The organism is Thalassospira indica, assembly GCF_003403095.1.
In the GTDB taxonomy this organism is placed as follows: Bacteria; Pseudomonadota; Alphaproteobacteria; order Rhodospirillales; family Thalassospiraceae; genus Thalassospira; species Thalassospira indica.
Window position 1 is genome coordinate 933046 of sequence record NZ_CP031555.1, and the last position, 12075, is coordinate 945120.

The 12075-nt window shown below is 54.6% G+C and carries 9 protein-coding genes; 7 read left to right on the top strand and 2 right to left on the bottom strand.

Annotated features, from left to right (window positions below; all coding sequences use genetic code 11):
* Positions 1-126: 126 nt before the first annotated feature.
* Both acnA and DY252_RS04480 read right to left on the bottom strand, forming a co-directional pair.
* A complete protein-coding gene (gene acnA, locus DY252_RS04475) occupies positions 127-2814 on the bottom strand; it encodes an aconitate hydratase AcnA (RefSeq protein WP_063088588.1) in 2688 nt (895 codons plus the stop codon).
* Positions 2815-3044: 230 nt separating this feature from the next.
* Positions 3045-3422, bottom strand: coding sequence for a hypothetical protein (locus DY252_RS04480; protein WP_064787477.1), 378 nt, complete (start codon positions 3420-3422; stop codon positions 3045-3047).
* 199 nt (positions 3423-3621) lie between these two features.
* Here DY252_RS04480 and DY252_RS04485 point away from each other — a divergent pair, with 199 nt between their 5' ends.
* The 7 genes from DY252_RS04485 (at position 3622) to DY252_RS04515 (ending at position 12015) form a co-directional block, all read left to right on the top strand.
* Positions 3622-4431: an ABC transporter ATP-binding protein gene (locus tag DY252_RS04485; protein WP_064787476.1), complete on the top strand. Its 810-nt coding sequence runs from the start codon at positions 3622-3624 to the stop codon at positions 4429-4431.
* 2 nt (positions 4432-4433) lie between these two features.
* The gene (locus DY252_RS04490) at positions 4434-6383 is read left to right on the top strand and encodes a long-chain fatty acid--CoA ligase (protein WP_064787475.1); all 1950 of its coding nucleotides are present in this window, start codon (positions 4434-4436) and stop codon (positions 6381-6383) included.
* A gap of 68 nt (positions 6384-6451) precedes the next feature.
* Positions 6452-7345: a branched-chain amino acid ABC transporter permease gene (locus DY252_RS04495; RefSeq protein ID WP_064787474.1), complete on the top strand. Its 894-nt coding sequence runs from the start codon at positions 6452-6454 to the stop codon at positions 7343-7345.
* An 18-nt stretch (positions 7346-7363) separates the two neighbouring features.
* Positions 7364-8437 carry a branched-chain amino acid ABC transporter permease gene (locus DY252_RS04500; RefSeq protein ID WP_064787473.1) on the top strand — a complete coding sequence of 358 codons (1074 nt, stop codon included), beginning with the start codon at positions 7364-7366 and terminating at the stop codon, positions 8435-8437.
* Positions 8438-8542: 105 nt separating this feature from the next.
* Complete coding sequence (locus DY252_RS04505; protein ID WP_064787472.1) at positions 8543-9787, top strand: ABC transporter substrate-binding protein; 1245 nt, start codon at positions 8543-8545, stop codon at positions 9785-9787.
* A 152-nt stretch (positions 9788-9939) separates the two neighbouring features.
* Positions 9940-10722 carry an ATP-binding cassette domain-containing protein gene (locus tag DY252_RS04510; protein ID WP_064788239.1) on the top strand — a complete coding sequence of 261 codons (783 nt, stop codon included), beginning with the start codon at positions 9940-9942 and terminating at the stop codon, positions 10720-10722.
* Positions 10723-10779: 57 nt separating this feature from the next.
* Positions 10780-12015 (top strand): phenylacetate--CoA ligase family protein, encoded by a 1236-nt coding sequence (locus tag DY252_RS04515; RefSeq protein ID WP_082923342.1) that lies wholly within the window; start codon positions 10780-10782, stop codon positions 12013-12015.
* The last annotated feature ends 60 nt before the right edge of the window (positions 12016-12075 follow it).

Consider the following 12075-nt stretch of genomic DNA (forward strand, 5'->3'; position numbering starts at 1 on the left):
AATTGTTCTGGATCAAGTCAGGGGCGTTCAATTGAACGTCGCCCAGTAAAATTCGGTACAAACAAGAACACCCCACCGGAAAACCGGTGGGGTGTCAATGTGTAAGCCAAAGATTTCAGATTGAAATCAGGCAGCTTTCATCATGTTACGCAGAACGAACTGCAGGATGCCGCCGTTCTGGTAGTAGAGAACTTCGTTCTCGGTATCGATACGGCAGGTAACAACGATTTCCTCGGTGCTGCCATCTTTGCGCGTGATGCGAACCGTGACGTCCTGAAGCGGGTTGATGCCATCGCCGATGCCAAGGACATCAAAGGTTTCCGAGCCGTCCAGCTTGTAGGTCGCACGGCCTTCGCCGTTCTTGAACTGCAACGGCAGAACGCCCATGCAGACCAGGTTGGTACGGTGGATACGCTCGAAGCTTTCCGCGATCACAGCTTTGACGCCAAGCAGGTTGGTGCCTTTTGCTGCCCAGTCACGCGAAGAACCGGTGCCGTATTCTTTACCAGCGATGACAACCAGCGGGGTGCCTTCGGCCTGATAACGCATTGCGACGTCATAGACCCAGCCCTGTTCGCCCGACGGATAATGAACCGAAACACCACCTTCGGTGCCCGGTGCCATTTCGTTACGGATACGAATGTTGGCAAAGGTACCGCGCATCATGACTTCGTGGTTACCACGACGTGCGCCATAGGAGTTGAAGTCACGAACAGCAACGCCGTGGGCCTTGAGGTATTCACCTGCCGGGCTTTCTTCCTTGATCGAACCGGCCGGGGAAATGTGGTCGGTGGTGACAGAGTCACCCAGGATCAGGAGCGGACGTGCGCCATGAACTTCAGAGAAGTCACCCGGCTCTTTCGCCATGTCGACGAAGTAAGGCGGGTTCTGAACGTAGGTGGACTTGCCATCCCACGCGAAGGTCTCGCCTTCGGTGACTTCGATTTCCTGCCACGGTTTCGGACCGGCAAAGATGTTGTCGTAACGATCTTTGTACATGGACGCCGAGATCGAGGACGCGATGGTGTCAGCGATCTCTTTGTTGGTCGGCCAGATGTCTTTCATGAAGACGTCTTTACCGTTTTTGTCCTTACCGAGCGGATCTTTGTTCAGATCGATCTTCAGGTTACCGGCAAGCGCATAGGCAACAACCAGCGGCGGGGAAGCAAGGTAGTTTGCCTTGACCTGCGGGCTGATACGGCCTTCGAAGTTACGGTTACCCGACAGAACGGCGGTGACGAGCATGTCGTTACCATCGATTGCGTCGATGATCGGTGCTGCCAGCGGACCGGAGTTACCGATACACGTGGTGCAACCGAAACCGGCCACGTTAAAGCCAAGCTGATCCAGGTAATCCTGAAGGCCTGCTTTTTCGAGGTAGTCGGCAACAACCAGCGAACCCGGTGCGAGCGAGGTTTTCACCCACGGCTTGCTCTGAAGGCCGAGTTCGACAGCTTTTTTCGCCAGAAGACCTGCTGCGATCAAAACGCTCGGGTTCGAGGTGTTGGTGCAAGAGGTGATCGCGGCGATGACGACGTTGCCGTCTTTCATTTCGAAGTTTTCGTTCGAAACCGGAACAGAACGATCAGCATCAACACCCGGTGCCATGTCGGCAAAGGTCTTGGTGAAGCTCGAAACGGCATCTTTCAGCAGAACACGGTCCTGCGGACGCTTCGGACCCGAGAGGGCCGGCTCGACGGTCGAGATGTCAAGTTCAAGCGTTGCGGTGTATTCGGCTTCATGTGCCGGGTCGCGCCACATGCCCTGTTCTTTGGCATATGCTTCGACCAGTGCAATCTGGTCTTCGTCACGGCCGGTCGAACGCATGTAGTTGAGCGTTTCGTCATCGATCGGGAAGAAGCCACAGGTCGCACCATATTCCGGTGCCATGTTACCGATGGTCGCACGATCCGGAAGGCTCATGTGGTCAAGCGCATCGCCGTAGAATTCGACGAATTTACCAACAACGCCTTTTTCACGCAGCATCTGAACGACGCGCAGAACAAGGTCAGTTGCGGTAATGCCTTCTTTCATGGAACCGGTCAGCTTGAAGCCGACAACTTCCGGGATCAGCATCGAGATCGGCTGACCAAGCATTGCTGCTTCGGCTTCCAGACCACCAACACCCCAACCGAGAACAGCAAGGCCGTTCACCATGGTGGTGTGAGAGTCGGTACCAACCAGCGTGTCCGGATAAGCAACGGTTTTGCCGTCTTCGTCCTTGCCGGTCCAGACGACCTTTGCAAGATGTTCGACGTTGACCTGGTGGCAGATACCAGCCCCCGGCGGAACAATGCGGAAGTTGTTAAACGCGTTCTGGCCCCAACGCAGGAACTCGTAACGTTCGCCGTTACGTTCGAACTCGACTTCCATGTTCTTGTCGAGTGCGTCGTCGGTGCCGAAGAAGTCGATCATGACCGAGTGGTCAATGACGAGGTCAACCGGTGAAAGCGGGTTCACCTTCTGGGCGTCGCCGCCCATCTTCACCACAGCATCGCGCATTGCAGCAAGGTCAACAACGGCGGGAACGCCGGTGAAGTCCTGCATCAGAACGCGGGCCGGACGATAGTTGATTTCGTGGCTGCTTTTGCGCTCTTTGAGCCAGTCAACAACAGCTTTGACATCGTCGGTTTTAACGGTGAAATCGTCTTCGTAACGCAGAAGGTTCTCAAGAACGACTTTCAGCGTGAAGGGAAGTTTTGAAACGTCGCCGAATTTCTCGGAAGCAACTTTGAGGCTGTAATAGTCGACGGACTTGTCCCCGACTTTCAGCGTGCGGCGCGTTTTCAGGTTGTCTTTGCCACAAATGGACATCAGACCCTCCTCAAGGTGGTTAAAAGGGCTTGTCGTGACAAGACACCCCGACCGTCGGAGCGCCGAGCGGTGGGCTATCTGTGTTGCGTGACGCGGGTCACGGCTACATATCTATGTGCAACGGGGTTACACCACAATTCCCTGTGAAAGTCCAGACCCCGAAAAGGGGTATTGGGGAAAACCCGTTGATCACAGCATATTGGCAAAGTCCAACAAGCGATAAAAAACCTCTAGTCGATATGTGCTGTGGCTTCCGGCCTTTCAATAGGATGGGTGCGGGCCGGAGTCTGTTTTTCCGTGACATGTTTATAACCGTAGATCGACAGCCTGTCGGGTGCTGTTGATTTGGCCGCCAGCTGCGCCGACTCCGCTATGGAGTCGGGGTGTCGCCCGGCGAAGTGTTCGCGCAGGGGCGGGATTGCCGGGTCACAGATTGTGCGGTGCATGATTGCGAATAATTTTTGCAATGCGGCGATTGTGCAAGGTGCTGAATTGGTCAGCGCGCCAGATAACGTTACGTAATCAAGGGTAGAATGGGTGGTGTTTTCTGCTCGCAAATAATTGTGCGGTGCGAATTTGTAGAAAACTCCCAACCCCTTGAGAATCATTGCATTGACGCGATATGCTGAAATTGGTACTTAAATGCCTATTAAATGTGTCACGCCCGGTTTCCGTAAGGTCAGGGTCATAAAATAAACCGACACATCATCAGGGAAACTGAACAGCGGTTTGCAAATTCATACGCGTGAGAACCCGAAATGCGGTTCTGCGGCATTTGTGGCCCAAGTCAGGGAGGAATGCGACGGCATGACGTCACAGAGTCCTATTCTACAGATTAGCGACGTGTCGCTTGTGTTTGGCGGTGTACGTGCGCTGAGTGATGTCAGCTTTTCCGTTCAGCCGGGCGAGCTTTTTTCGATTATCGGCCCGAACGGTGCCGGCAAGACATCCATGTTGAACTGCGTATCGGGGCGTTACACCCCGACCATGGGAACGGTGTCCTTCAAGGGGCAGGATGTTACCGGGCTCAAGCCCAATGACCGTGCGGAACTCGGTATTGGTCGCACCTTCCAGAACCTTGCGCTTTTCGGGCACATGAATGTGCTTGATAACATCATGGTGGGTCGTCACCACCTGCTGAAGAACAACTTCCTCAATGGGCCGCTTTACTGGCTTGGCGGGGCGCAGAAGGAAGAGCTGGAACATCGTCGCTTCTGCGAAGACGTTATTGATTTTCTTGAAATTTCCCACATCCGCAAGGCAACGGCCGGCACGCTTTCCTATGGGTTGCGCAAACGCGTTGAGCTGGCGCGTGCTGTGGCGCTGCGCCCGGATCTGATCCTGCTCGATGAGCCGATGGCGGGCATGAACCTCGAAGAAAAAGAGGACATGGCGCGCTTTATCATCGACCTCAATGAAGAGTGGGGCATGACCGTTGTCATGATCGAACATGACATGGGCGTGGTGATGGATATCTCCAACCGGGTGATGGTTCTTGATTTCGGTCGCAAGATTGCCGAAGGCCTGCCCGATGAAGTGATGGCCAACAAGCATGTGAAGAAAGCCTATCTCGGCGAAGAAGACGACGAAACGGACGAAGACGAGCAGGTGGCCTGAGCATGAGCAGCAATATCCCGGAATATGCCGACACCAAGTCGCTGGATACTTTCCCGAAAGTGCTGGCCTATAACGCGCGCAACTGGCCCAAAGAAGTCGCCATGCGCGAAAAGGAATTCGGCATCTGGCAGGAGTTCACCTGGCAGGATTATAACGACCGCGTCAAATGGATGACACTTGGCATGCGCGCCCTTGGCCTTGGTCAGGGTGATGTTGTCGGCATCATCGGTGAAAACCGCCCGGAATGGGTCTGGGCAGAAATCGCCGCCCACGCGCTGCGCGGTATGTCGGTTGGTCTGTATCAGGACAGCCTGCACGAAGAAGTCGCCTATCTGATTACCTATTCAGGGGCGCGGATCCTGATCGCCGAAGACGAAGAACAGTGCGACAAGCTTATTGAGCTTGGCGATGATATCCCGACCGTCGAGCACATTGTTTATTGTGACCCGCGCGGGATGCGCAAATATGACGATCCGCGTCTGATGGATGTCGAAAAGCTTTATGAGCTTGGCCGCACGTTCGAGGAACAGAACGCGGGTTCCTATGACCAGATGGTCGCCGATACCCGTGGCGATGAATGTGCCATTCTCTGCACCACGTCGGGTACGACGTCGAAGCCGAAAATGGCGATGCTCAATTCCGGTGATTTTCTTGATCACTGCGCAGCGTACCTTCGGGCTGACCCGAAATACCCGGGCGATAATTATGTCTCGGTCCTGCCGCTGCCATGGATCATGGAGCAGGTCTATGTCGTGGGTCAGTCGCTGATCAGCCGTCAAATCGTTAATTTCGTCGAAGAGCAGGAAACCATGATGGCCGACCTGCGCGAAATTGGTCCGAACTTTGTTCTGTTGGCCCCGCGCGTTTGGGAAACCATTGCGGCTGATGTTCGGGCACGGATGATGGACTCAACGCCCTTCAAACAAAAGATGTTTGATTTCGGCATGGCATTGGCGCGTACCGCGATGGACAGCGGCGGTCATTCGAAAATGGCCGACGTGATCCTGATGAATGCGCTGAAAGACCGGCTTGGTTTTTCCAATTTGCGATCGGCTGCCACCGGTGGTGCCGCAATCGGCCCGGAAACCTTCAAGTTCTTCCACGCGATGGGGGTTCCGCTGCGCCAGCTTTATGGTCAGACCGAGCTGTGTGGTGCCTATACCATCCATCAGCCCGAAGACATTGATTTCGATACGGTCGGTGTTGCGTTCGATAATTCCGAGATCAAGGTGATCAACACCGATGAAAATGGCGTCGGCGAAATCGTTGCGCGCACATCGGGCATGTTCACCGGGTACTACAAAAACCAGGACGCCTATGACGAGGATGTCCGGGATGGCTGGATGCATACCGGCGATGCCGGCTACTTCAAGGACGAGAACAAGCACCTTGTGGTGATCGACCGTATGAAGGATCTGGCGGAAACATCCACCGGGGTGCGCTATTCGCCGCAGTTTATTGAAAATAAACTGAAATTCTCGCCCTTCATTGCCGAGGCCGTGATCCTTGGCAAGGATCTGCCGTTCCTGTCGACCATGATCTGTATTCGTTATTCGATCATGGCGAAATGGGCCGAGCAGCGCGGGATTGCCTTTACCAACTATACCAACCTGTCAGCGCAGCCGCAGGTCTATGAGATGATCACCGAGGAAATCCGCGAAGTGAACAAGACGCTTCCGGAAGCCCAGCGGATCAAGCGTTTCTTGTTGCTGTACAAGGAACTTGATGCGGATGACGGCGAACTGACCCGGACGCGCAAAGTGCGTCGCGGTGTGGTCGCCGAAAAATATGCCGATATTATTGATGCGGTTTATGCCGGCAATGACAAGGTTGATATCGACACCATGATCACTTTCCAGGACGGGTCGAAAACCCGCATCCAGACGAGTGTGAAAGTCGTCGATCTTGAAGATAACAAGGCCGCAGAGACGGCCCCCAAAGCCGCCGAATAAGGCAGCAGCATAACTGTGGCCCCGGCCGGAAATCTCGGCACGCGGGCCGCCATTACAGGGATGGCAACATGAATTTCGAACTTCTGTTCCAGCTTCTGCTGAACGGTTTGATTGTCGGGACACTTTATGGCGTTGTGGCCATGTGTTTTGTTCTGATCTACAAATCGACCCAGATTGTCAACTTTGCCCAGGGTGAGTTCCTGCTGATCGGGGCATGGGTATGTTACGCATTCCTTGTCGAAATGAGTATGCCCTTCTGGCTGGGCTTCCTGTTTACATTGCTGTTTATGATGGCGTTTGGCATCGTCCTGCAGATGGTTGTTTTGCGCCCGATGATTGGCGAACCGATCATTTCGGTCATTATGGTGACCATCGGGCTTTCGATCTTTTTCCAGGCAGCGACCAAATGGATCTTCGGGGCGACGACCGCGACCTATCCGCAGGTGTTTGAAACCAGATCGGTCAACCTTTTGGGGATGCAGATCGAGACGGCCTATATCATGAGCTTTGTGATCTCGTTGTTCATCATGGCCGGGTTCTATTGGTTCTTTAAATATTCCAAGCTTGGCCTGGCCATGCGTGCGACCGCCTTTGATCAGCAGGTTGCCCAAAGCCTTGGTATTTCTGTCAAAACTGTGTTTGCGATGTCCTGGGCGATCTCGGCCCTTGTATCGGGTGTCGCCGGGATCGTTATCGGTATGGTCAATGGTGTGTCTTCGGCCCTTTCAGTCATCGGGATCAAGGTGTTCCCGGCGGTGATCCTGGGCGGGCTTGATTCGATTGTTGGCGCAATCGTCGGCGGCGTGATCATCGGTCTTCTGGAAAACACCGCAGAGTTTGTCGATGGCCAGTATCTGCACTGGGGCAACCTGTTCTCGATCGCGCCATTCTATGTGCTGATCATTATTCTGTGCATCAAGCCGTACGGCCTGTTTGGCACCAAAGACATCGAACGTATCTAGGGGACGAGGAAAAGTACTATGGCTGGATTTTCGCTACGTCCTTGCGGTGACTTCCGTACGACTTATCGTCAGGATACCCGCATCTTTGATACGACCTATATCCGCAATGCCGCGATCCTTGGCATCTTTGCCGTTGCCATGATCCCGTTTGTTCTGGATGGCTATTACGTCAACCTGTTCATTCAGATCTCGTATTTCGCGATTGCCGCCCTTGGTCTGAACATTCTGGTGGGCTTTACCGGGCAGATTTCGCTGGGCCATGCCGCGTTCTTTGGTTTTGGCGCCTTTGCCTCGGCCTGGATCAACAATACAACCGGCATTCCGGTCTTGCTGTCGATCCCGTTGGCCGGTTTGATGACAGCGGCTGTCGGTATGCTGTTTGGTTTGCCAGCGGCCCGCATCAAGGGGCTTTATCTGGCGATTGCCACATTGGCCGCGCAGTTCATTCTTGAAGATTTCTTTGCCCGTGCAGAATGGTTTACCGGCGGTTCTTACGGTGCGGCAGCCAACCCGGTGAATGTGTTTGGTTATGAAATCTATGATGATTTCAGTTTCTTTTATGTGTGCCTGTTCTTCCTGGTGGTGATGTATCTGCTGGGCACGAACCTGATGCGGACCCGTGATGGCCGTGCCTTTGTCGCGGTGCGTGACCATTACCTTTCGGCTGAAATCATGGGGATCAACCTCACGAAATATCGCCTGATGAGCTTTGCAATTTCGTCTTTCTATGCCGGTGTCGGCGGGGCGATGTATGGCCACTATCTTGGCTTTGTCTCGGCCGAGGGCTTTACCATTCTGCTGTCGATCCAGTTCCTGGGCATGATCATTATTGGTGGTCTGGGCTCGGTCAAAGGGACGTTGATGGGCACGGTATTCATGGTGCTTCTGCCCGAAGTCATGGAAAGCGGTGTCAGCGCGCTGAGCGTATTCGAATGGGCCAGTTCAACGGCTGTGACCGACGGGCTGGCTTACATCAAGGAGATGGCAATTGGTCTGGCCATCATCCTTTTCCTGATCTTTGAGCCGGATGGGCTTGCCCATCGCTGGCAACAGATCAGGGCGTACTGGAAGCTTTATCCCTTCTCGTACTGATCAAAACCCCGAACCCGGCCCGCTTATAAAAAATCAAAGGGTCGGGATCAAAACGGGGCGACCGGGAGGCTTACTTTTGTGAAAACGTCCAAGGGAGACGTCGTGATGAAAAGATTGATTGCTGCGACCGCGATGGTCGCAACGGGGCTGTCGTTTTCGGCAGCGCAAGCAGATGACGACATGGTCTTTGTCGGCCATCTGATGGACATCACCGGTGCCACCGGCTTTATCGGCAAGTTCTATGCTGATGGTGTGCGTGATGCCCTGTCTTATGTGAACGTCAATGGCGGTATCGATGGCACGGTTCTGGATTCTGAGTCGGTTGACTATGCCTATAAGGTTCCGCAGGCGATTGCGAACTACAAGAAATGGCGTTCGCGCAATGACATGATTGCAATGCAGGGCTGGGGCACGGGTGATACCGAAGCCCTGATCAGCTTTGTTGCCAAGGACAAGGTGCCGGTCTATTCCGCATCCTATTCCGGGCACCTGACCGACCCGACCGCAAAGAACCCGAAAACCGCCAAACCGGCGCCTTATAACTTCTTCTATGGCGCATCCTATTCCGACGCCTGCCGTGCGATGGTTCAGTGGGCAGCCGAAGACTGGAAAGAGTCCGGTGGTTCGGGCAAGCCGGTCTTCTCGCATATCGGTGACAACCACCCGTATCCGAACGCCCCGAAAGAAGCGTGTGCGGAATATGCCAACGAGCTTGGCTTTGAAGTAACCGCACCGGTGGTTGTTTCGATGAAGCCGGGTGATTTCAAGGCACAGTGCCTGACCCTGAAAGAAGCCGGGACCAACTATGGGTATCTTGGCAACCTCGGTCCGTCGGTTGTGTCGCTGGTGAAATCCTGTGACACGGTTGGTGCGACCCCGAAATGGCTCGCCAATATCTGGGCGGGCGACTACGAGACGCTTAAAACCATCGGCGATGTTGAAAACTATGTCTTCCCGGCCATGACCAGCTTCTGGACCGACGAAGGTGTCCCGGGCATGGAACTGGTGCGTGAAATTTCGAAGATGTCGGACAGCTCGGGCGAGCAGTTCCGCACCCATCACTACATCCGTGGCATTTGCTCGGTCTATTACATGAAAGAAGCCATGGAATGGGCCAAGGCCAATGGCGGTCTGACCGGCGAGAACATCAAGGCTGGCATGTATGCCCGTCAGGATTGGGTGCCGGCAGGACTTGAAGGTGTGTGCATGGAAGCGAACTGGACCGCCGAGGACCATCGCGGCATCAACACCGTCAACATCTATAACGGCAGCGCCAAAGGTGGCGACTTTACGGTGACCAAGGTCAATACCGTGACCCTGCCGCGTCGTGACGACTGGCTCGGTTACTAAGATCCGCCAGTAAGACGAACGTCTCCCAGACTGTTCGGAGGCCGGGCATAAGACGCAAGATGCCCTGTCTCCGGCAGCTGGAGATCACAAGACGAACATTCGAAAGGGACACCATGGCAGAGCCCGCCCGCAAAATAGAAACCGCTGAACCGATGCTGTCGGTCAATAACATCGAAGTCGTCTATGACGAGGTGATTCTGGTCCTGCGTGGCGTCTCGCTTGAGGTTCCGCAAGGCAAGATCGTGACCTTGCTCGGCCCGAACGGTGCTGGCAAATCCACGACGCTAAAAGCGATTTCGGGTTTGCTGAAAACCGAAGACGGTGAAGTCACCCGCGGTGACATCAATTTCATGGGCAACCAGATTGCCAATGGCAGCCCCGAGGATATCGTGCGCTCCGGCCTGTTTCAGGTCATGGAAGGTCGCCGTATCATCGAGGACATGACCTGTATCGAAAACCTGCGTCTGGGCGCCTATACGCGCAAGGACAACAAAGTCAAAGACGATATCGAGATGGTCTTTGAATATTTCCCGCGCCTTAAGGAACGTACTGGCCTTGCAGGCTATCTTTCCGGCGGGGAACAGCAGATGCTGGCCATCGGCCGTGCATTGATGGCGCGGCCCAAGATGATCCTGCTGGATGAACCGTCGATGGGCCTGTCGCCGCTTTTGGTCAAGGAAGTGTTCGGGATCATTGAAAAGATCAATCGCGAACAGGGCATCACCATGCTCATCGTTGAACAGAACGCCAACTTTGCGCTGAAGGTTGCCGACTATGGTTACATCATGGAAAGCGGTAAGGTTGTTCTGGATGGCACCCGTGACGAGCTTCTCAATAACGAGGACGTCAAGGAGTTCTATCTCGGCGGTGGTTCTGAAGAACGTAAAAGCTTCAAGAACATCAAGTCCTACAAACGCCGTAAACGTTGGCTTTAGGATGGTTCACCAACCACATCCATGTCTGTGGTTGGCGCCTTTGAATGAAAGACGGGTATGATGCTGAAGACTTATTTTGACGAACGCGAAACGCGCACCCAGGAAAGCCGCGAGGCCGGGTTGATGGCCGCCTTGCCGCGTATTTTGCATCATGCCAAATCACAGTCGGCGGCCTATGGTAGGTTGCTTGCCGATATTGATCCGCAGACCATCACCACCCGCGAAGCATTGGCAAAACTGCCGGTGACGCGGAAATCCGATCTGATTGATGCTCAGGCCAAGGAACCGCCATTGGCGGGCCTGAACGCGACGCCGATCCCGGCGATGGCGCGCCTGTTCCAAAGCCCCGGTCCGATTTATGACCCGCAGGGCAAGGGAGATGACTGGTGGCGGATGGGCCGCGCGTTCTTTGCGGCGGGCTTCCGCCCGGGCGATATCGTGCATAACTGCCTGTCCTATCATCTGACACCGGGTGGCTTTATCTTTGACAGTGGCGCACGGGCGTGCGGCTGCGTCGTGGTTCCGGCCGGTGTTGGCCAAAGCGAAGCCCAGGTCAAGGCGATCAGCGATCTTAAGCCAACCGGTTATAGCGGCACGCCATCCTTCCTGAAAATCCTGATCGAAAAGGCCGAGGAACTAGGTGCTGATATCACCTCAATCAAGCGTGCGCTGGTATCGGGCGAGGCGCTTCCGGAAAGTCTGCGTTCCTGGTTTGCCGAGCGCGATATTGCGATGCTGCAATGTTATGCCAGTGCCGACCTTGGCCTGATTGCCTATGAAAGTGACGCCAAGAACGGCATGATTGTTGCCGAAGACATCATTCTTGAAATCGTCCGTCCGGGCACGGGTGAGCCGGTGGCAGAGGGTGAGGTCGGTGAAGTTGTGGTCACCACATTGAATATGGACTATCCGCTGATCCGCTTTGCGACCGGTGATCTTTCGGCGATTGCGCCGGGTGAAAGCGGCTGCGGGCGGACCAACCAACTGATCAAGGGTTGGATGGGGCGTGCCGATCAAACCACCAAGATCAAGGGCATGTTTGTTCATCCGCAACAGATCGGTGAAATCGTCAAACGTCATGGCGACATTGCCAAGGCGCGGCTTGTCGTTACCCGGGAAAACGATAACGACGTCATGACCCTGACCTGCGAGGGTATTGATGACAGTCAGATTGATGCGATTGCCGAAACCCTTGCTAGCGTTTGCAAGCTGCGCGGGACGGTTTTGGCCGCAGAGGTTGGCAGTCTGCCCAATGACGGCAAAGTGATTGATGATCAGCGTGATCTGACCTGATTAAGTTAACTGACTTATTGTTTCATTCCCGCTCGGGAAACCTGTGCCGCTCGGCTTTGC

Excerpts from the sequence above, each read along its gene's own strand:
- DY252_RS04500 (WP_064787473.1), top strand. The coding sequence starts at position 7,364 with ATGGCTGGATTTTCGCTACGTCCTTGCGGTGACTTCCGTACGACTTAT.
- DY252_RS04495 (WP_064787474.1), top strand. The coding sequence starts at position 6,452 with ATGAATTTCGAACTTCTGTTCCAGCTTCTGCTGAACGGTTTGATTGTC.
- DY252_RS04485 (WP_064787476.1), top strand. The coding sequence starts at position 3,622 with ATGACGTCACAGAGTCCTATTCTACAGATTAGCGACGTGTCGCTTGTG.
- DY252_RS04510 (WP_064788239.1), top strand. The coding sequence starts at position 9,940 with ATGCTGTCGGTCAATAACATCGAAGTCGTCTATGACGAGGTGATTCTG.
- DY252_RS04515 (WP_082923342.1), top strand. The coding sequence starts at position 10,780 with ATGATGCTGAAGACTTATTTTGACGAACGCGAAACGCGCACCCAGGAA.
- DY252_RS04480 (WP_064787477.1), bottom strand. The coding sequence starts at position 3,422 with ATGATTCTCAAGGGGTTGGGAGTTTTCTACAAATTCGCACCGCACAAT.
- DY252_RS04505 (WP_064787472.1), top strand. The coding sequence starts at position 8,543 with ATGAAAAGATTGATTGCTGCGACCGCGATGGTCGCAACGGGGCTGTCG.
- acnA (WP_063088588.1), bottom strand. The coding sequence starts at position 2,814 with ATGTCCATTTGTGGCAAAGACAACCTGAAAACGCGCCGCACGCTGAAA.
- DY252_RS04490 (WP_064787475.1), top strand. The coding sequence starts at position 4,434 with ATGAGCAGCAATATCCCGGAATATGCCGACACCAAGTCGCTGGATACT.